This is a genomic window from Streptomyces sp. NBC_01267, assembly GCF_036241575.1.
Taxonomy (GTDB): domain Bacteria; phylum Actinomycetota; class Actinomycetes; order Streptomycetales; family Streptomycetaceae; genus Streptomyces.
This window is the reverse complement of record NZ_CP108455.1, coordinates 611,157-631,645: the sequence shown is the minus strand read 5'-3', so window position 1 is coordinate 631,645 and position 20,489 is coordinate 611,157. Positions and strand designations below refer to the sequence as shown.

The 20,489-nt window shown below is 70.8% G+C and carries 18 protein-coding genes; 12 read left to right on the top strand and 6 right to left on the bottom strand.

Translation table 11 applies throughout. From position 1 onward, the window contains the following. Positions 1-190: 190 nt before the first annotated feature. Positions 191-697 (top strand): mycothiol transferase, encoded by a 507-nt coding sequence (locus OG709_RS03035; RefSeq protein ID WP_443068568.1) that lies wholly within the window; start codon positions 191-193, stop codon positions 695-697. A gap of 42 nt (positions 698-739) precedes the next feature. On the opposite strand, the gene OG709_RS03030 is transcribed toward OG709_RS03035, so the two are convergent. Then, a complete protein-coding gene (locus tag OG709_RS03030) occupies positions 740-2,020 on the bottom strand; it encodes a cation:proton antiporter (RefSeq protein WP_250300344.1) in 1,281 nt (426 codons plus the stop codon). A 469-nt stretch (positions 2,021-2,489) separates the two neighbouring features. Here OG709_RS03030 and OG709_RS03025 point away from each other — a divergent pair, with 469 nt between their 5' ends. Then, entirely contained in the window at positions 2,490-3,185 is a 696-nt protein-coding gene (locus OG709_RS03025) for a hypothetical protein (protein ID WP_250300342.1), read from the top strand. A gap of 14 nt (positions 3,186-3,199) precedes the next feature. On the opposite strand, the gene OG709_RS03020 is transcribed toward OG709_RS03025, so the two are convergent. After that, complete coding sequence (locus OG709_RS03020) at positions 3,200-5,482, bottom strand: glycoside hydrolase family 3 N-terminal domain-containing protein (protein ID WP_266644383.1); 2,283 nt, start codon at positions 5,480-5,482, stop codon at positions 3,200-3,202. A gap of 189 nt (positions 5,483-5,671) precedes the next feature. Here OG709_RS03020 and OG709_RS03015 point away from each other — a divergent pair, with 189 nt between their 5' ends. Then, complete coding sequence (locus OG709_RS03015; RefSeq protein ID WP_250300338.1) at positions 5,672-6,271, top strand: TetR/AcrR family transcriptional regulator; 600 nt, start codon at positions 5,672-5,674, stop codon at positions 6,269-6,271. Positions 6,272-6,562: 291 nt separating this feature from the next. Then, positions 6,563-7,381, top strand: coding sequence for a hypothetical protein (locus OG709_RS03010; protein WP_250300336.1), 819 nt, complete (start codon positions 6,563-6,565; stop codon positions 7,379-7,381). A gap of 12 nt (positions 7,382-7,393) precedes the next feature. Here OG709_RS03010 and OG709_RS03005 read toward each other — a convergent pair whose 3' ends face one another. After that, positions 7,394-8,080 carry a maltokinase N-terminal cap-like domain-containing protein gene (locus OG709_RS03005; protein WP_326695370.1) on the bottom strand — a complete coding sequence of 229 codons (687 nt, stop codon included), beginning with the start codon at positions 8,078-8,080 and terminating at the stop codon, positions 7,394-7,396. A 38-nt stretch (positions 8,081-8,118) separates the two neighbouring features. Then, on the bottom strand, positions 8,119-8,751 hold the full coding sequence (locus tag OG709_RS03000; RefSeq protein WP_329164684.1) for a TetR/AcrR family transcriptional regulator: 633 nt from the start codon (positions 8,749-8,751) through the stop codon (positions 8,119-8,121). Between the two features lie 182 nt (positions 8,752-8,933). Here OG709_RS03000 and OG709_RS02995 point away from each other — a divergent pair, with 182 nt between their 5' ends. Beyond that, on the top strand, positions 8,934-10,373 hold the full coding sequence (locus OG709_RS02995; RefSeq protein WP_329164682.1) for a purine-cytosine permease family protein: 1,440 nt from the start codon (positions 8,934-8,936) through the stop codon (positions 10,371-10,373). Positions 10,374-10,453: 80 nt separating this feature from the next. Beyond that, positions 10,454-12,118: an amidohydrolase gene (locus tag OG709_RS02990; RefSeq protein WP_250300329.1), complete on the top strand. Its 1,665-nt coding sequence runs from the start codon at positions 10,454-10,456 to the stop codon at positions 12,116-12,118. A 58-nt stretch (positions 12,119-12,176) separates the two neighbouring features. Here OG709_RS02990 and pepE read toward each other — a convergent pair whose 3' ends face one another. Together pepE and OG709_RS02980 are read right to left on the bottom strand one after the other, a co-directional pair. Next, on the bottom strand, positions 12,177-12,905 hold the full coding sequence (gene pepE, locus OG709_RS02985) for a dipeptidase PepE (protein ID WP_250300327.1): 729 nt from the start codon (positions 12,903-12,905) through the stop codon (positions 12,177-12,179). 54 nt (positions 12,906-12,959) lie between these two features. Then, a complete protein-coding gene (locus OG709_RS02980; RefSeq protein WP_250300326.1) occupies positions 12,960-13,778 on the bottom strand; it encodes an IclR family transcriptional regulator in 819 nt (272 codons plus the stop codon). A gap of 137 nt (positions 13,779-13,915) precedes the next feature. Between OG709_RS02980 and OG709_RS02975 the strand changes: the two genes are divergently transcribed. The 6 genes from OG709_RS02975 to htpX all read left to right on the top strand — a co-directional run bounded on the left by OG709_RS02975 (position 13,916) and on the right by htpX (position 20,444). Beyond that, positions 13,916-14,869 carry a DUF1177 domain-containing protein gene (locus tag OG709_RS02975; protein ID WP_329164678.1) on the top strand — a complete coding sequence of 318 codons (954 nt, stop codon included), beginning with the start codon at positions 13,916-13,918 and terminating at the stop codon, positions 14,867-14,869. Beyond that, positions 14,870-16,246 (top strand): cytosine permease, encoded by a 1,377-nt coding sequence (locus tag OG709_RS02970; RefSeq protein ID WP_250300322.1) that lies wholly within the window; start codon positions 14,870-14,872, stop codon positions 16,244-16,246. Further along, entirely contained in the window at positions 16,243-17,580 is a 1,338-nt protein-coding gene (locus OG709_RS02965; protein WP_250300320.1) for a M20/M25/M40 family metallo-hydrolase, read from the top strand. Before OG709_RS02970 ends, OG709_RS02965 begins: the two co-directional genes overlap by 4 nt. 348 nt (positions 17,581-17,928) lie before the next feature. Beyond that, entirely contained in the window at positions 17,929-18,120 is a 192-nt protein-coding gene (locus OG709_RS02960) for a ferredoxin (protein WP_250300318.1), read from the top strand. A gap of 45 nt (positions 18,121-18,165) precedes the next feature. Then, positions 18,166-19,380 carry a cytochrome P450 gene (locus OG709_RS02955; protein ID WP_266644396.1) on the top strand — a complete coding sequence of 405 codons (1,215 nt, stop codon included), beginning with the start codon at positions 18,166-18,168 and terminating at the stop codon, positions 19,378-19,380. Between the two features lie 140 nt (positions 19,381-19,520). Beyond that, complete coding sequence (htpX, locus tag OG709_RS02950; RefSeq protein ID WP_250300314.1) at positions 19,521-20,444, top strand: zinc metalloprotease HtpX; 924 nt, start codon at positions 19,521-19,523, stop codon at positions 20,442-20,444. Positions 20,445-20,489: the final 45 nt, after the last annotated feature.

Sequence of the window (20,489 nt, the reverse complement as noted above, 5' to 3'; positions counted from 1 at the left end):
CGTGAGCGCTCGTGTGCGAGGAGCCGTCGGCCTCCGTCATGCCGCGCCCGTGCGCGCGCCCGTACGATCCCGTCCTCACCGGGCCGGGCGCCGTCGTCGGCAGAAGATCCGGGCGGCCTCTGTACAGGGCCGGGCCCGTTCGTAGATCCTCTGTACGGTGAAGCACACCGACGCATCCGACACGGCCCACCTGACCTCGGCACCGGATCCGGAGATCCGGACACTGCTCTCGGTCCTGGACGGGCAGCGGCGCCATGTCCTCGGCATCCTCGACGGACTCGACGCGGACGGCCTGCGCCGACCGGTACTGCCTTCCGGGTGGAGCTGCCTGGGCCTCGTCCAGCACCTCGCCCTCGACGTCGAGCGATTCTGGTTCCGTGCGGTGGCCTTCGGCGACCAGGAGGTCATCGGGGCGCTGGACGAGATCGACAACGCCTGGCAGGTGGAGCCGGACGTCCGGGCCGTCGACGTCCTCGACCGGTACCGCGCGGAGGCACACCTCGCGGACACCGTCGTCACCGCTGCGACCGCGGACACGCCCCTGGTCTGGTGGCCCCGGCATCTCTTCGGCGAGCCGCACCTGCACACCCTCAGGGACGTCCTGCTGCACGTCATCACCGAGACCGCGTGCCACGCGGGCCACCTCGATGCCGCACGGGAACTCATCGACGGCCGACGGTGGATGGTCCTGACCTGAGGCTTGCCCGCAACACGCTGACGACCGAATGTCTCCCGGGCGTCAGCGGACGCCCGCCGATACCGGGTCCGCCGAGGTGTGCGGGTCGGTGTCGGCCGCTCGGATGCGGCGGGAAAGGATCAGCAGTGGCTGGGTGAGCAGCGTGGTGGCGATGGCCATGAGGACGAGAACGGTGTAGAGAGGACCGCTCAACAGGCCCGCCTGGAGACCGGCGTTGAGGGCGATCAACTCGGTCAGACCCCGGGTGCTGAGCAGGATCCCGACCGTCACCGAGGTCCGCTTGTCCAGACGGCACGCGCGCGCCGCCAGTGCGCCCGAGCCCACCTTGGCGACCACCGCGAGCACCGTGACGACCACGAAGGCGGCCACTGCGGTACCGGTCAGGGCGCCGACACTCACGCTCCGGCCGGAGACCACGAAGAAGAACGGCAGCAGCAGCGACCCGACACCCTCCAGCGAGCGCACCAACTCCGGGTCGGGGGTGCCGTCCTGCTCGCGCGGCGTGACCACTCCGGCGAGCAGTGCCCCGAAGATCACGTGCAGGCCGAGTGCGCTGGTCGCCCAGGCGCCGGTGAAGGCGAAACCGATCAGTACCGCCAGCCGCGGCCCCTGGCTGACGCCGGGACGCCGCATGAACCAGCGCAGCAGCAGGCGCGCGGGCCAGACCATCACCACGGCCGTCACCAGCAGCAGGGCCAGACGCACCGGCATCGCCATTCCGGACCGGTCGCCGGTTCCCAGGAGGATGCCGACCAGGACCGTCCACCCCAGGATGTCGATCAGCCCGGCAGCCGAGACGGCGATGACGCCGGGCACCGTGCCGGCCAGCCCGGACTCGCGCACCACGACGACCAGCACCGGAACGGCCGTGATCGACAACGCGATTGCCAGGAAGAGTGTCGAACGCACCGGCACGTCGTGCGGGAGGCCGAGTTTCTCCAGCGTGCCGTGGAACAGCAGCGCGGCGCCCCCACCCACCGCAATGGGCACGGCGAACGCCGCGAACGCCACCGTCAGCGTGGTGCGGGACCGGCCGCGCAGCAGACGGAGGTCCAGTTCGTACCCGACGAAGTACAGGAACAGCACGAGGGCGACCTGGCTCAGGGCGGTGAGCATGGGGGTGATCTCCGCGGGGAACAGCATCCGGCCCACGGAGGAAGGGAGTTGGGACAGCAGACTGGGACCGATGGCTATGCCGGCTGTCAACTGGCCCACGATGGACGGCTGTCCGAGTCTGCGGGCCAGCAGGCCCGCTCCGTTGGCCACGACCAGGATGATCGCGGCGGCTCCGACCAGGTGCGTGATGGTGCTGTCCGGGCTCATGGGTTCCCCCTGTCGTCCGCGCCGCGTACGGCACGTTCACTGTGACAAGCCGGCCGGGCCCCGGAACGTGTTGCCTGAACCGGGGGCGAATGCGCTGATCCGGGAGACGGTCCCGCTGCGGAGTGGACATTCGACTCTTACGCTGCAGGGCGGTGAGCCGACTGTAGCCGAGCCGATCTCGCACGGAGTGGGTATCGCTGTCCGAGTATTGTCAATTCTCCGTTACGGGCGGGGCCAGGGGGAATTGCGCACTCCGCGCGCGGCCGAAATCGAACCTGCGACACCTGGTGGCCGAGGCGGCACCGACGCCGTAGCGGCGCTCGCCCCGGCGCTCCGCGAACCGGCTGCGGATGCGGCCAATCCGGCACCGCATCAGCTCCGAATACCTGTGGCCGGTCCGCGTCGGCAGACCGTGGCCGGATGGGGTACGGCGCACGGGCCGCGCCCCGCGGACGCCGGAGGTACACCGATGAGCACGCTTCTCCCCACGGGTCCCGACGAGTTCGGGGACGGACCGGTGGACGGGCCCGCCGAACCCGACGAGCAGGCGAGGGCCCGCCACCTCGCGCGCGCCGCAAGCGCTGCCACTCGCGCTGTCGCCTACGGGGGCGCCGAGGTCAGGGACGCGGCGGGGCGAACGGCCGCCGACATCGCGGCGGAGGCCGCGGTCGGCGCCGCCCCCGGCCGCGCGGCGCTCCTCGCCCTCGACACCGCCCGGCTGGCCCTCGGCGCCGCGGTCGACAACACCTCACCGCTGCGCGACGAGTTCGCCGCCACCGCCAGGGACGCCGTCGACGCCGCTCGGGCCGCGGTGGACCACGGCGCCGACGGCCTGTGTCCGGTGGCGAACATCCTGGCCGACGGGTACGAGGCACGCGCCGTCGCGATGCTCGGCGGCCACGCACCGCGGATCCCGACCCGGGAAGAGGAAGCCGCCGCAGGCCGGGGGGAGGGCGAGCCGTACGACGCCGTCTACGTCCACCCGGAGGACTCGGCCGCGTACACGGTGGAGACCCGGGTACGCCAGCCGAAGAACGGGAGGTCCTATCTCCCCCTGCCGTTCGTCCTCTCTCCGGACGCCAGACGCATCTCGCCGACGGGTGAGCTGTTCGCCCCCGGTATCGGTCCGCACTGGCGGATCGCGTGGCGTCCGCTGTTCTCCTGACCCGTCCGCAGGTCTCAGCCCTTCACGGTGAAGCCCGCCCGCAGCAGGGACTCGTCGCGTGACGAGGGGCCGACGAGCAGCTCGAAGGCGCCGGGCTCGACGACGCGACGGCCCTCGGAGTCCACCAGCGAGCACGAGGAGACCGGCAGTTCGATGACGACCTCGCGTGACTCACCGGGGGCGAGTGTCACCTGCTGATAGGCCTTCAGCTCCTTCTCGGCCCAGGTCACCGAGGTGACGGTGTCGCTCACGTAGACCTGCACGGTCTCCCGTGCGGGCCGTTCGCCCGTGTTGTGGACCGTGACACGGGCGTGCAGCGTGTCGTCCGCCCCGAGGGTGGGCGTCCGGACTTCGAGACCGGTGTAGGTGACGGTCGTGTAGCTCAGCCCTTCTCCGAACACGAACGCCGGATGCTGCGTGAGATCGGCGTACCGGGTGCCGTGCTGTCCGCGCACCTGGTTGTAGTACGTCGGCTGCTGCCCCGCGTGCCGTGCGAAGGAGACGGGCAGACGCCCCGACGGTTCGACGAGGCCGAGGATCAGTTCGGCCACCGCCCGCCCGCCCTGCATGCCCGGGTTGAAGGCGTACACGATCGCCGCCGCGCCCAGCGCGGAGGGCGGGAGCACCAGCGGCTTGGAGCTGATGACCACGACGACGAGCGGTGTGCCCGTCGCGGCCAGCGCGTCCAGCAGCGCGACCTGCCCGCCGACGAGTTCCAGGGTCGCGGTGGACCGGCCCTCGCCGACCAGCTCGATACGGTCGCCGACGACGGCGACGGTGTAATCGGCGGCCCGCGCCGCGGCGACGGCCTCACCGATCAGGGTCTCGTCCGGTTCCGCGGGGACGACGACGTCCGGCCGGGGCTGGCCGTCGGGGAAGAACGCGCCCTCCGGATCCGGGCCCACCGTGAGGATGTCGGCGCCCCGCGCGTGCGAGACGGTCCAGCCCGCGGGGGAGTGGGCACGGAATCCGTCGAGCACGGTCCTGATCATCGCGCGCGGGTGACCGTCCGGCAGCCAGTCCGCCTGGCCCGACGCGCCCGCCCAGTCGCCGAGTTGGGTGTGCGGGTCGTCGGCGTTCGGCCCGACGACGGCGATCGTCCGCGGCCCGGAGCCGGCCCCGGCGACCACCCCTCCGGAACCGGACCCTCCGGTGAGGGGCAGCGTGCCGTCGTTGGTCAGCAGGACCAGTGAGCGGCGGGCCGCCTCCAGGTTCAGCGCGGTGTGTTCGGCGCTGCCGATGACCTCGGCCTGCCGGGCGGGGTCGGGGCGGCGCGGGTCCTCGAAGAGACCCAGCTCGAACTTCAGGGTCAGGATGCGGCGGACCGCCGCGTCGATCGCCGCTTCGTCGAGCGCGCCCCGGGCGACCGCCTCCTGCGCCCCGGCGAAGAACTTCGGCGTCGTCATCACCATGTCGTTGCCCGCGCGGACCGCTGCCGCGGCTGCTTGCGGGTAGTCGGCGTACACCCGCTGCTCCCACACCATGCGGCCGACGTTGTCCCAGTCGGTCACCAGGGTCCCGGTGTAGCCCCACTCGCCGCGCAGCACGTCGTTCAGCAGCCAGTTGTTCACCGTGATCGGGACGCCGTCCATCGACTGGTACCCGAGCATGAACGTACGGCAGCCCTCCCGGGCGACCCGCTCGAACGGAGGCAGGAACCAGGAACGGAGCTTGCGCCGGGAGAGGTCGGCCTCGCTGGCGTCCCGGCCGCCCTGGGTCTCGGAGTAGCCCGCGAAGTGCTTGGCGCACGCCAGGATCGCGGTCGGGTCGGCGAGCCCGTCGCCCTGGTAGCCGCGCACCATGGCCGAGGCGAACTCCCCGATGAGGTACGGGTCCTCGCCGAAGGTCTCGCTCACCCGGCCCCAGCGCAGGTCGCGCGTGATGCACAGCACCGGGGAGAACGTCCAGTGCACACCGGTCGACGCGACCTCGACGGCCGTCGCCCTCGCGATGCGCTCGACGAGCGCCGGGTCCCAGGTCGCGGCCATACCGAGCTGGGTGGGGTAGATCGTGGCGCCCTCCCAGAAGGAGTGCCCGTGGATGCAGTCCTCCGCGACGAGCAGCGGGATACGCAGACGGGTCCGGCCGGTCAGCTCGGCGGCTTCCAGAACGCGGTCCGGCGGGGCATGCAGGATCGACCCCACGTGCAGGTCCTCGATGAGGTGCCGCACCCCGTCCTTGGCGTTCAACTGGAGCATCTGTCCGGTCTTCTCCGGCAGCGTCATACGGCCGAGGAGGTCGTCGACCCGCTCGGCGACGGGCAGCGCGGGGTCGAGGTAGGGCAGGGAGGGGGCCACAGGGATTCCTTTCGCAACGTCGTTGTCCTGCTCGTCGGGCGGGACAACGGGAGACGCGGCCCAGGGGGCGGGGCACGGCTCCCGCTGGCCGCGACGGTCCACGGTACGCACCATACCGACCAAGTGGTAAGTATTCCGGTGTGCGAATCTGTTCGGCGACGCAGTCCGACGAGACCCGGGAAGTGACGAGTGACCGCTGAAGAGCGGCGCGGCTACGCGAAGGGCCGTGCGAAACGGCGCGAGATCCTCGACCACGCCATGGCCATGTTCGGCGAGGCGGGTTACCGGGGAGCGTCACTGCGCACGATCGCGACCCGCTGCGGTATCTCCCACCCCGGGCTGCTGCACCACTTCCCGACCAAGGAATCGCTCCTGCTCGCGGTCCTGGAACACCGCGACGAGGTCGACGGCGAGTGGATGTCGCTCGGCAGCCCGACCGGCGTCGACCGGCTGCGCAGGATGGCCGATCTGGCCGAGCTGAACGCGGGGCGCCGCGGGATCGTCGAGTTGTTCTCGGTGCTCGCCGCGGAGGCGACGGCCGCCGACCACCCCGCCCACGCGTACTTCGTGCGGCGTTACCGGACCTCGGTGGAGGGAGCGGTACTCGCGTACGGGCAGGCGCACGACGCGGGCGCGCTGCGGCCCGGCATCGCGCCCGAAGTGGCGGCGCAGCAACTGATCGCGCTGATGGACGGACTCCAGGTGCAGTGGCTCCTCAGCGGATGCACGACGGACATGGCGGGCGTGCTGCGCGCGCACGTCCGGGCCCAGCTCACCGTCCCGTTCTGACCCGAGCCGAGTAGGGCCGATCCGATCCGAGCCGGTTCCCGGGGCGGACACCACGTCCGCCGCGCCCCGCATGCGCCGCGCCCGGTGGTCCCGCAGGCTGGTGCCGGACAGGCCGGAACGAGATCGGGGCATCGCATGGGACAACCACTCGGCCGACGCGCGGTGCTGCTCGGCGCCGGAGGTCTGGTCACGGGAGCCGTGGGACTGGGCGCGGCCGGATGCTCCGGAGACCCCCGGACGGCTGCGGGCCCCGGCCGGGCTTCGTCCCCGTCCCCGTCCTCTCGTTCCTCCTTGCCCGCGACCACGCCCTGGCGCCCGGACCGCGCCGACGTGGACCCCGCGGTGAAGCTGCGCGCCGTACAGGTCGTGGAGGCGATCGGCGCCTGGGGCGCCGGAGAGGGCGGCGCGACCGCGGCGAAGAAGCGGGTGGCCGCGCTGGGAGCGGCGCCGTCCCTGGTGGACCAGGCGGGACCGCTGCTGCCGGGCGCGAACGAGGCCGCACTCCAGGTGATCGACGCGCAGTACGGCGGCATCCTCAGCGACTCGGCCAGCGTGCTGGTGGTCTGCCGCCAGTGGACACCCGGTCATGCCGGTGGCACGACCGTCGACGTACGGCTGAGCCGGGCGCAGCCCCACTGGAAGGTGACCGCGCTCCACCCGGCGCGACCCGGCGCGGCGGTGGCGTCGCTGCCCTCGGCCGCACAGCGTGTGCTGGCGAACCCGCGGATCACGTTGCCCCCCGCGGCCGAGGCCGACATCCGCAGCGGGCACATCCACCCGACCGTCCTGCAGGCGCTGCTGCGGCTGGCCGGCACCTATCGGATGTACGTCAGCGTGATCCGCTCCGGCCACCCGCTGGACGTGTTCGGCACGAACCGGCCCAGCGACCATCCGCTGGGCCGGGCCTTCGACGTATGGCAGATCGACGGGCACATGGTCGTCGACCCGGCCACGTCACGCCGGCTGATCGAGTCCTTCATGCGGGACGCGGCGGCGGCCGGCTCGTACAACGTCGGCGGCCCGGTCCAGCTCTCCGGGGGTGCGACGGCCGGTCAGTTCTTCACCGACAACACCCACCACGACCACGTGCACGTGGGCTTCACGGCTTGAGGACCGACCTGATCAGTCCTGGACGACGGCGAACAGCCCGCGTGCCCTGGTGCCGTCCGGCAGCAGCCACTCGGCGCTGACCTGTCCCAGCGACCCGGCCGCGCTGTCGGACGAGCCGTCCTGTCCCGGCCGTCCCGGCTGCTCCGGCCGGAGGACGCGGTTCACGCGGAGGGTCAGCCGACCCGGTCCGGCAGGGGTGCGCATGCCGATCTCGGTGGCGTCCGGCCCGTCGGCCACCGCCGTGGGCCCGGTCGCCGAGGTGGGGCAGGACCCGGCGCGCCGACTGGTGACGGTCGGGTCGGGGCTGTTGCTCGCGTTCTGTGCCTGCGGCTCGGCCGCGCCCACGACGAGAGCGAACAACTGGGCGGCGAGAACCGGGTCGTGGGCTCCGTCGTACACCCACCGCTGTCCCAGCACCCCGTGCTCCGAGGTGCCGATGAGAGCGTGGTCGGCCCCGTCCAGGGGCGCGCCGCGGTACGTGAGCGGTACCTGGTACGTCACCGGCCCGTCGCCGGAATCGTCGGTGACCGCCATGAACTCGATCCCGACCTCGCCCTGCGGATCGTCGAGCCGGAAACCGCCGGCCTTGGTCAGTTCCGGCTGGTGCCCGCTGCCGCGGTACCAGGACTGCTCAGGGAGCCAGGAGGCGAGGAGCTCCAGCTTCGTAGGGGTCAGTGTGGTCCTGTGGACGACCGCCATGTCGTGGCACCTTTCCCGTCGGTAGGCTGCTCATCCTGTCACTCGCCGTGCCGCGGACCGGCGCCCGGTACCAGCAGTACGGCGGCGGCGCGGGCCGTGGCGAGGGCCTGACGGCTGTCCGTCCCGCCCTGCCCCAGGACGACACGGGTGCTCAGGCCGTCCAGCAGGGCGAGCAGTTGGGACGCCTGCTCGGTGACATCGGCCGGGGCGAACTCCGCGCGCTCCACTCCCTTGAGCAGGATGGACCGGAGATCCTGCTGCCAGGCCGCGTCCATCTCCTCCTGGGCGGGGCGCAGGGCTTCGTCGGAGCCGGTGCGCGCCCAGAGCTCGATCCAGAGCATCCAGCGCGGATCGCGCGGACCGGTGGGCAGATAGAGCTGGAGGAACAGGTCGAGGCGCCGTCGTGGCGTGACCCGCTTCCTGAGTAGGGCCCGGCGCTCCTCGGTGAGGGCGTTCTCGCTGTAGCGCAGCGCCTCCAGGAGGAGCCGGTCCTTGCTGTCGAAGTAGTACAGCAGATGGCCGCCGCTGGTGTTCAGGCGCTTGGCGAGGGCGGACATGGTGAGCGTGGCCAGCCCTTCCTCGGCGATGACCGTCGTGGCCTCCCGCACGATGCGTACGCGCAACTCCTCGCCGCCGCGTGCCGAGTGCCGCTGTGCCGCCGCCCCTGCCACCTGGTCCCGCTCCTTCTGTTCCCGGCGCCCCGTGCCCCGGCGCCTGCGGAGCCGAGCCTATCTCTGTGAATTGCCGTCAAGGGGTTGACGGCCGAGGGGAGCTGCCTCCATCTTGAATGACGTTCAAGAGTTTAGAACACCATTCAAATGCGCGACACGGGTCGCGGGACAGGCGGCGGCGTATGGCCGGCGGGACGAGCACAGCGCGGCGCGAAGGAGTGGGGGAGCACCCGCCCGCGGTCGGCGGCGCCCCGGCCGCCGACGACGTCTTCCAGGTGGAGGAACACGGCATCGACCCGATCCCGGACGCCGAGCGGCACGGAGGCGCCCGGGACCTGTTCTGGCTGTGGTTCGGCTCCAACCTGACGTTCACCTACGTCATCAACGGAGCCCTCGCGGTCTCCTTCGGCCTCTCCTTCTGGCAGGCCGTCCTGGTCGTGGTCGCCGGCGGCCTGACGTTCCTCGCCATCAGCGCCGCGGGCCTGAGCGGCGTCCGTACCGGCACCGCCACGCTGGTGATCTCACGCGCGGCCTTCGGCGTACGCGGCAACTGGCCGGCCGGACTGCTGAACTGGATCGTCAGCATCGGCTACACCATCGTCAACACCGTCGTCGGAGCCCTCGCCCTGGCGGCCTGCTGCGCCTCACTGGGCTGGCACGGCAACGCCGCTCGCGCCGTCGCCCTGCTGCTCACCCTTCTGCTGACGTTCGTGGTGGCCCTGTGGGGTCATGCCACGGTGCAGTGGGCGGAGCGGTGGATGGCCTACGTGCTGGCCATCGGCTTCGCCGCCCTGCTGGTCTTCCTGCTGCCGGGTACCGACACCTCGGCGCCCAGCCTTCCCGGCGGCGCCACCGGCTGGTCCCTGGCCTTCGTGGTGACGCTGGCCGGGCCGTTCAGCTATGTGCCCATGCCCGCCGACTACACCCGCTACCTGCCGCGCACCACCACGCTGCGCTCCCTCACCCTCAACGGCGCGGCGGGCGGCTTCGTCTCCTCCGTGGTCCTCGGCATCGCCGGGGCCGCGGCAGCCACCCAGGCGGACCTGGGCGACGCCGTCGCCGGAACCCAGAAGCTTCTCCCGGTGTGGTTCCAGCCGGTGTTCCTCGTGCTGGTACTCGGCGGATCGGTCACCAACTCGATCATCACGCTGTACTCCTCCAGCCTTAACCTGCAAGTGCTCGGCATCCCCTGGAGCCGCGCCAAGGCCATCCTCATCAGCGCCGCCGTCACCGCGCTGGGTTCGCTGGCCGCGCTGTTCGTACTCGACTTCACCGAATCGCTGCTCTCGTTCCTCTCCCTGCTGGTCATCGTGTTCGCCCCGTGGGGCGGCGTCTTCCTCGCCGACATGCTGCTGCGGCGCTGCCACTACGACAGCGACGCCCTGCACGGCGGGCGCGACGGCGCGTACTGGTACCGCGCGGGCTGGCACGCCCCGGGAATCGTCGCCCTCCTCGGCGGGATGACCTTCGCCGCGCTCACCTGTGACAGCGCCCTGTGGACCGGCCCGTGGGTGGCGCCGCTGGGCGGAATGGACCTCACTGCCCTCGGCGCGCCCGTCTCCGGCCTCCTCTACTGGGCGCTCGCCCGCCGCACGACGAAGCCGTACCGGAAACAGGCCTGAACTCCCTGCGGAACGCGGGCAGTCGAGCCCGCACCGCACTCCGATGCCCCACCGACAAGAACCACGCAGGAGCACCACAGATGACACCTCGCACCCCCTCCGCCCCGGCCGCGACACTCGTTCTGCGCGGAGCCCGGATCCACACCGTCGACCCCGGCCTGCCCCGGGCCGAGGCGCTCGCCGTGCGCGACGGGCGCATCGCCTGGATCGGTGACGACGAGGGGGCCGCGGCGTGGATCGGGCCGGACACCCAGGTCATCGAAGGAGAAGGGCGCCTGGTGCTGCCCGGGTTCATCGACGCCCACAACCATGTCCGGCTGGGCTCGGACGACGCCTGCGTCCAGTTGGCCGGAGCGCAGTCACTGGAGGAGATCCACGCCCGCATCCTCCGCTGGCGCGCAGCGAATCCCGACGCCACGTGGATCGAGGCCGAAGCCTTCGACTACTCCGCCGTCCCGGACGGCAGGATGCCCACCGCCCGCGATCTCGACCCGGCCACCGGGGACACCCCCGCGTTCGTCCTCAGCTACGACGTCCACACCGTCTGGCTCAACACCGCCGCCCTGCGGCTGCTCGGTGTCACCGCGGCCCAGCCGGACCTGCCGTTCGGCACCGCGAGGACGGACCCCGCGACCGGCGAACCGACCGGCTTCTTCACCGACTTCGCGGTCAAGGGGCTCTCGCGCGACGGATACCGCGCCCTGCACGCCCTCGGGGTGCCCTGGGCCTCCCCGGACCGCCAGTACCAGCGCCTCGCCGCCTCGCTCGACGACGCCATCAGCTTCGGTATCACCACCGTCGTCGAACCGCAGAACTCCCTCGACGACCTGCCCCTGTTCGAGCGCGCCCGCGCCGAGGGGCGGCTGCGTTCGAGGATCGTCGCCGCCCTCTTCCACCCGCGTGGCACCACCGGCGCGGACCTCGACGACTTCGCGGCGGCGGCGCGCGAACACGCCGACGACCGGCTGCGGCTGGGACCGCTCAAGCTCTACATCGACGACGTGGTGGAGCCGCGCACCGCCGCCATGCTCCAGCCCTACGCAGGGTGCGCCCACCACCGGGGCGACACCTTCTACCCGCCCGAGGAGTTCGCGGACCTGCTCACCGCGCTCGACGCCCGTGGCTTCCAGTGCTTCGTGCACGCCACCGGCGACCGTGGCATCCGCACCGTACTGGACGCCATCGAGCAGGCCCGCGCCGTCAACGGCCCCCGGGACGCCCGCCACCAGGTCGTCCATGTCGAATGCCTGGACCCCGAGGACCTCCCGCGCTTCGCGGCGCTCGACGTCGTGGCCTGCATGCAGCCCCGGCACTGCGCGCCGGAGATCGCCGGCCCCGGCCAGGACTGGGCGGAGAACGTCGGCGAGGAACGCTGGCACAAGGCATGGCCCATGCGCTCCCTGCACGAGGCCGGTACCGTGCTGGCCTTCTCCAGCGACTGGAACGTCGCGGAGATGGACCCCATGGTCGGCATCTACACCGCCGTCACCCGGCGGCCGTTGTCCGGCGGCCCGGCGTGGATACCCGAGGAGACGGTGGACGTACGGACCGCGGTGCACGGCTACACGATGGGCTCCGCCTACGCCAACTTCCTGGAGCACGAGCGGGGTTCGCTGACGGTCGGCAAGCTGGCCGACTTCGCCGTGTTCTCCCGGGACATCCTCGGCCTGCCCATCGAGCGGACCCCGGGAACCGTCGCCCAGATCGTGGTGGTGGGCGGGGAAGTGGTGCACACCGCGGGCTGAGACGGAACGGCCCCGGGGCCGGGCCGCCCGGACGGCGGCCCGGCCCCGGCGGCCGTGGTTACGCCACCGGTGAGTCGAAGTGCGGTTCCGTGCCGAGCAGCGCGGACACGTCGGAGCCCACCGGGAGCTCCCGGGCGGGCTCGCCCCGCGTGAACAGGCGCGCCGGACGCTCCCCGGCCAGCCGGGCCTCGGCCCCGGTCACCCGGAGCCAGCTTCCCTCGCGCAGTCCGAGTACCGGGACGTCGTTGTCCTCCAGGAACTCCGTCAGGCGCTCCGCGCGGGTCTCGCCCTTGTGCGTGCTGCCCGGATCCGGGTCGAGGTAGTGCGGGTTGATCTGGAACGGGACCAGGCCCAGCGTCTCGAAGGACGGCGGCTGGACGATGGGCATGTCGTTGGAGGTGCGGAGCGTGGGCGCGGCCATGTTCGTGCCCGCGCTGGCGCCCATGTAGGGCAGCCCGCCGCGCACGGCGTCGCGCACCGCCTCGCGCAGCCCCGTACGGTACAGCGCGCTCAACAGCCGGAAGGAGTTGCCGCCACCGATGAACACGGCGTCCGCGGCCGCCAGTTCGGCCACCGGGTCGGCGTTCTCGTGGACACCGCGCACCGTGATGCCGACCGGTTCGAGGGCGCCGCGCACCCGCGCCGTGTACGTGTCGTGGTCGGCCAGGGCGTAGGGGACGAAGGCCAGTCGGGCGCCCCGGGGCAGGAACCCGGTGACGGTGTCCAGGGCGTGTTCCAGGTAACCACGGCCGTGCTGGGTGGAGTTGGAAAGAAGCAGCAGATTCACGGTGGTGCTTTCTCAGCGAGGGGACAGGTGTTGTAGCGGGAGGAAAAAAGGGGGTCAGGTGCGCGGGCGGCGGGTGCGCTGGGGCGGGTGGGTGAGCCGCTTCTCCAGGAGCTGGGCCGCCTGCCGGAGGCTGTCGAGCCGGGACTCGGGTCCCTGCGCGAAGAGTTGTTCGGCCCCGCCCAGGCTGAGGCTGCCGTACGGCTCCCGGCCGAGGAACACCGGGACGGCGACGGTGGCGATTCCGCGGTCGTACTCGCCGACCGTCCACGCGTACCCCTGGGCGCGGATACGCAGGAACTCCCGCTCCAACTCGTCGGCGTCGGTGACCGTGCGGTCGGTGAAGCGGGCCATCGGGCGGGCGCGGAAGAGGCGGTGCCGCTGCTCGTCGGGGAGGAACGCGTAGTACGACTTGCTGGTGGCGCCCGCGTGCGCCGGATACAGCTCACCGACCAGCGGGTAGTACCGCAGCGGCCCGGCCTCGCCCTCCTCCGCCGCCACGCAGCGCATGTGGTAGCTGTCCGGCAGGCAGAACAGCACGGTGTCGCCGGTGGTGCGGCACAGCTCCTCCAGCACCGGGCCGGCCAGCAGCTCCAGCGAGCCCGAGCGCTCCCACTGCCGGCTCAGCCGCAGCACGGCCGGACCGATCCGGTAGCGCCGGGTCGCGGGGTCGGAGACCAGGAAACCGCGGCCCGCCAGCGTCGACAGCAGCCGCTGCGCGACGGAGGTGTCCCAGCCGAACTCGCTCGCCACCTCGGTGACGCCCCAGTCGGGTCGGGTCCGCTCGAAGGCCAGCAGGACGAGCAGTGCCCGGTCGACGGTCTGCAGTGCCCCTGCGGGCTTGCGCCGGTCCAGATCGATCTCGGCCAACGTCATCTCACCATCCAGACCCGAATTGCAAATAGAGGGAAACAGTTGCGCTCAACGCTATCGGATCCCGAATCTGCTGTCAGCACCCCCCGGAAGCACCTACCGGAACTCAGCGGGTGCTGACGTAGCGAGAAAGGCCCCCCATGTTGAAGTACGTCCTGGACATCGTGGATCTGCTGGACGATCCCGCGGCCGACGGCAAGCGCGTCGTCGAGTACCTCGACGCCGTAGCCGGTTCCGAGGGCTCGGGGGCCCGGGTCACCACGGTGGCCGGTGAGCGGGGCTCCACCGACTTCGTACAGATCCGCATCCCCGGCAGCCGGGGCCGCACCTCGGGCGGCACGGCCCGCACCCTCGGTGTGGTCGGCCGCCTCGGTGGAGTCGGCGCCCGGCCCGAGGTGACCGGACTGGTCTCGGACGCGGACGGCGCCGCCGCCGCGCTGGCCACCGCCGCCAAACTGCTCGACATGCACCGCCGGGGCGACGTCCTGCCCGGTGACGTGATCGTCGCCACGCACGTCTGCCCCAGCGCGCCCACCGAGCCGCACGACCCGGTGCCGTTCATGGGCTCGCCCGTGGACATCGCCACGATGAACCGCCACGAGGTGACCGATGACATGGAGGCCGTGCTCTCCATCGACACCACCAAGGGCAACCGGATCATCAACCACAAGGGACTCGCCCTCTCTCCCACGGTCAAGGAGGGCTGGGTCCTGCGGGTGAGCGAGCAGCTCGGTGAGCTGCTGGCCGTCGTGACGGGTGAGCCGTTGGTCACTTACCCCGTGACGACACAGGACATCACTCCGTACGGTAATGGTGCACACCACATCAATTCGATCCTCCAGCCCGCGACGGCAACCGCCGCCCCGGTCGTCGGACTCGCGATCACGTCGGCCGCCGCGGTTCCCGGCTGCCAGACGGGCGCCAGCCACGAGACGGACATCGCGTCCGCCGCACGGTTCGCCGTCGAGACCGCCAAGGTCTTCGGCGGTGGCCAACTGGACTTCCACGACGTGGGGGAGTTCGACAACCTCGTCAACCGCTACGGGTCACTGACGCATCTGCAGACCCTCGGCCACCCGTCACGGGAGTCATAAATGGCAACTTCACCACCCGCTGCCGAGGACACCACAGGTATCGGAAGCGACGACTACGCGCTCTCCCGCGTTCCGCGTGACAAGCGCTTCGGCTTCGGGAGCATGCTGCTCCAGTGGCTGGCCCAGTCCGGCTCGATCTCGCAGTTCACGCTCGGCGCCACCATCGGCGTGGGGATGACCTTCGGTAACGCCTTCCTCGCCTTCACCCTGGGCGCGGTGACGCTGGAGATCGTGATCTTCGCGATCGGCCTGGCCGGAATGCGCGAAGGACTGGCGACCCCGCTGCTCACCCGCTGGGTCGGCTTCGGCCGCAACGGCTCCGCCCTGGTCAGCTTCGTCATCGCGGTCAGCCTGGTGGGCTGGTTCGGCGTACAGAACACGATCTTCGGTGACAGCGTCTCCTCCCTGGTGGGAGGCCCGTCCTGGATGTGGTGCGTGGTGGCCGGACTGGCCGTCACGGTGCTGGTGATCTTCGGCTTCAAGTACATGGCCGTCTTCGCCAAGATCGTCACGCCGCTCTTCTTCGCGCTGGTCGCCTGGTCGGTCATCTCCACCCTGACCAAGCACTCCTTCACGGACCTGGTCCACTCGCCGCCGCCCGGCGAGCCGATCTCGCTGGCAGTGGCGGCCACCGCCATCGCGGGCGGGTTCATGACCGGTGCGATCGTCGCCCCCGAGATGACCCGTTTCAACAAGAAGGGCTCGCACGTCTTCCTGCAGAGCGCTTCGTCGATGATCCTCTCGGAGTACATCGTCGGCATGACCGGCGTGCTCCTGGGCCACCTCGTCAAGAGCAACCAGGTCTCGCACATCGTGCTGAGCACCTCGGGCGCGATCGGCGTGATCGTCGTGCTGATGTCGACCGCCAAGGTCAACGACTGGAACCTGTACGGCTCCTCGCTCGGCGTCGTCAACTTCTTCCAGGTCGTCTTCGGCAAGCGTCTGCACCGCGGCGCGGTCACCATCGTGCTGGGCCTGGCGGGCACCCTGCTGTCGGCGGTCGGCATCATGACGCACTTCACGGACTTCCTGTCCCTGCTGGGCGTCGCCATTCCGCCCATCGGCGGCATCATCGTGGCCGAGTACTGGATCGTCCGGCGGATGCGCAAGCCGCTGGACGAGACCCGCGAGGCGCAGACCCTGCCCACCAGCTCGCCCACCTGGGTCCCGATGTCCCTGGTCATCTGGGTGGCGGCGTTCTGCGTCGGCAAGTTCTACGACGGCGGCATCCCGGCGCTCAACTCACTGATCACCGCCTTCGTGCTGTACGCGGGACTCGGCCTGCTGGGCTGGATCAAGCCGTACGGCACCTCCGCCGTGGAGACCACCCCGGAACTCCCCGTTCACGACACCAACACCCCCGTGGGAGCGGCATGAACACCCCTGACCCCGACCCGATCAGCACGGAGCCGATCCCCGCTTCCGAAGAGGCACAGCGCGAGGTCGTCGAACTCTGCGCCGAGCTGATCCGCTTCGACACATCCAACCCCATCAGCAACGAGCGGGCCTGCGCCGACTGGGTCGTGGCCCGGCTGGCGGAGGTCGGCATCGACTCGGAACTGATCGAGAGCGCGCCCGGCCGGGCCAGCGTCATCGCCCGGATCGAGGGCGCGGATCGTGAGCGCGGCGCGCTGCTGGTCCACGGCCACCTCGACGTCGTCCCGGCGGACGCCGCCGAGTGGCAGGTGCCGCCGTTCTCCGGGGAGATCCGCGACGGCTACCTGTGGGGCCGCGGAGCCATCGACATGAAGGACACGGTGGCCGTGATGCTGGCCACCGCCCGGCACTTCGCACGGACCGGAATCCGCCCGTCCAGGGACCTGGTGCTGGCCTTCCTCGCCGACGAGGAGGCGGGCGGCAAGTTCGGCGGCCACTGGCTGGTCGAGCACCGTCCCGAACTCTTCGCCGGAGTCACCGAGGCGATCGGCGAGGGCGGCGGATTCTCCTTCGCGATCGACGACGACCGCAGGCTCTACCCGATCGAGAACGCCCAGCGCGGCATGGCGTGGATGGAGCTGACGGCCACCGGCCGGGCGGGTCACGGCTCGTCGCCCAACGACGAGAACGCGGTCACCGACCTGGCCGAGTCGATCAACCGCATCGGTCGTCACACGTTCCCCATCCGTCTCATCGAGCCGGTGCGGGCCCTGCTCGTCGAGGCCGCCCGGCTGTACGGTGTCGAGTTCGACGAGAACGACATCGAGGGCAGCCTCGCCCGGCTCGGCCCGGTCTCGGACTTCATGCAGGTGGTGCTCCGCAACTCGGCGAACCCCACCATGTTCCAGGCCGGATACCAGACGAACGTCATCCCCGGCCGGGCCACCGCCCGTGTCGACGGCCGCTTCCTGCCCGGCCACGAGCAGGAACTGATCGACGCCATCGACGCCCTGCTGCTGCCTTCGGTCAGCCGGGAGTGGGTCAACCACGACATCGCCATGGAGACCACGTTCGACGGCCCGCTGGTCGACGCGATGTGTGCGGCGGTACGCGCGGAGGACCCGGACGGGCACCCCGTGCCGTACTGCAACCCGGGCGGCACGGACGCCAAGGCCTTCACGCACCTGGGCATCCGGTGCTTCGGTTTCAAGGGGCTCAAGCTCCCGCACGACCTGGACTACGGCCGGCTCTTCCACGGAGTGGACGAGCGCGTGCCGCTGGAGGGGCTGCGGTTCGGTGTCCGCGTCATGACCCGGCTCTGGCAGAGCGCCTGACGGCACTGCCCAAGCGACCGGCACCGGTCACCGCATACGCGTACGCCCCCGACGTCACGGACGCCGGGGGCGTACTGCGTTCCGCGGGCCCGCCGGGCGGATCCGTTCGGGCCAATTTACGCGCCGACGGGTCACGGCCGATGAGGCCGCCGGTCCCGCCGTGTGCGGCCGGCGTGGCCGGGAGGGCCACGGCACGGTGCAAGGGGCGTGGCCAAAAAGATGCCCTATGCATGAACTTGGGGTTCCCCCGTGCGTGAACGGAGTACTACCGTCCGCGACAGGAAGTTACTTTAGTTAAGTAACGCACCTGCTCAAGTCCTGCCAGCCCCAGTCCCCTGGAGGAACGACGTGCAGATCGCCGTGGACACCGACAAGTGCTGTGCTGCCGGCCAGTGCGTACTCGCCGCCCCCGAAGTATTCGATCAGCGTGACGAGGACGGGATCGTCGTGGTGCTGAACGCCACGCCGCCCGCCGACCAGCACGCGGCAGTGGAAGAGGCCGCGCAGATCTGTCCGGCCGCTGCGATCACCCTCACCTGATCCGGCCCCGCACCCCCCACCGTGACCCACCGTGGAAGGACAACGATGACCGAGGTCCCCACCGCAGCACCCGCCTTCACCACCCGTCGCGCCTCCGGGTGTCCGTTCGACCCGCCTCCCGAGATGTCCCGGCTGCAGGAAGCGGAGCCTTTGTCCCGCGTCACCCTGTGGAACGGGGAGCAGGCCTGGTTCGTGACACGTCACGCCGATCAGGTCTCGCTGCTGCGGGACGAGCGCATCAGCGCGGACAACCAGCGGCCGAACTATCCGAGCGTGAGCGCGGGCAACGAGGCCACCCGCGCGCACAACCGCACGTTCATCACGATGGACGAGCCGGAACACAACGAGCAGCGCAAACGGTTCACCGGCGACTTCACCATCAAGCGCACCCAAGCACTGCGGGTACGCGTCGAGCGCATCATCGACGACCTGCTCGACGCCATGGAGAAGGCGGGCCCCCCGGCCGATCTGGTCACCTCCTTCGCCCTGCCGCTTCCCTCGCTGGTGATCTGCGAACTGCTCGGTGTCCCGTACGAGGACCACGGGTTCTTCCAGCGGGCCAGCTCCGTCATCATCGACACGCGCAGCTCCGTGCCGGACGCCCTCGCCGCCTCCCAGGAACTGGTCGAGTACCTGGGCGACCTGGTCGAGTCGAAAGCCAAGAATCCCGGGGACGACCTGCTCAGCCGACTGGCCGCGCAGTATCTGGTGACCGGGCAGAGCACTCGCGACGAGTGCGCCAAGCAGGCCCGGCTGCTGCTGGTGGCCGGACACGAGACGACGGCCAACATGATCGCCCTCGGTACCTGCGCGCTGCTCCAGAACCCCGAGCAGCTGGCAGCCGTTCGCGACGGCAGCCCCGAGCGCGTCGCGGGCGCGGTCGAGGAACTGCTGCGATACCTGTCCATCACCCACATGGGACGGCGGCGGGTCGCCGCTCAGGACATCGAGATCGGCGGACAGACCATCAAGGCGGGCGACGCGGTCATCTGCGCCAACGACATCGCCAACCGGGACCCGGAGGTCTTCGACGAGCCGGACAGGCTGAACATCGACCGGCAGGCCCGCCGCCACCTCGCCTTCGGCTCCGGTCCGCACCAGTGCCTGGGCCAGAACCTCGCCCGGATCGAGCTCCAGCTCGCCTACCCCGCACTCCTGCGGCGGCTGCCCGGCCTCCGGCTGGCCCGCCCGCTGGAAGAGATTTCCTTCCGTACCGACATGGCCGTGTACGGCGTCCACGAGCTGCCGGTCGTCTGGTGAACCGCCCGGTGCCGCGGATCGCCCGCCACCGGGGGACCGCGGCACCGGCTTGCCGCACATCCTGACGCGTCACTGCATACCCTCTCCTTATGCGGAAGGAGGAGAATTGGGTACGGGGAGAAACGCGACAGGAGACAACGATGAAGCGAAGCCGCTACACCCTTGATCGTGGTCTCACCACGCGCATGGTGACCACCATGTTTCTCATCGGCCTGCTGTACGTCGTACTGGTCGGCGTGCTGCTGGTTCTGTTGCGTGGTGCCTGGCCGGCCATTCTGATCATCGCGGGTGTGCTCTTCGTCGCGCAATTCTGGTTCAGCGACAAGATCGCGGCTCTGAGCATGGGGGCGCGGGAAGTCACCGCCGAGGAGGCGCCGGAACTGCACGGCGCGGTCGACCGTATCTGCGCGCTGGCCGATATGGAGAAACCACGGGTGGCGATCGCCCGGAGTGACATTCCGAACGCGTTCGCGACCGGCCGCAGCGAACGCACGGCACTCGTCTGCGCCACCACCGGACTGATGCGCAGACTGGAGCCCGAAGAGCTGGAAGGCGTGCTGGCCCACGAGATGTCGCACGTCGCCCACCGTGACGCCGCGGTCATGACCATCGCCTCGTTCCTCGGTGTGCTCGCCGGTCTGATCACCAGGATCACCCTGTGGAGCGGCCTCGCCCGGGGCAGCCGCAACGCCGGTCCGCTCGGTATCGCGATCCTGCTGGTCCCGCTGGCCAGCGCCGTGGTGTACGCGCTCAGCTTCCTGCTGACCCGGCTGCTCTCCCGCTACCGGGAACTCTCCGCCGACCGGGCCGCCGCACTGCTCACCGGCCGCCCCTCGGCGCTCGCGTCGGCGCTCACCAAGGTGAACGGCCAGATGGCGCGGATCCCGACGGAGGACCTGCGGCAGGCCGAGCCGTACAACGCCTTCTACTTCATGCCGGCCTTCTCCTCGAAGGAGAGCCTGGGCCGCCTGTTCTCCTCGCACCCGACGCTCGAACAGCGCCTGGACCAGCTGGCCCGCATCTCCACCGAACTCTCCCGCGGGGGTGACGGCGCACCGCGGTGACGACCCGCTCCGCTCCGTGCCGTGCCGCTGACCGCGGCCCCCTGA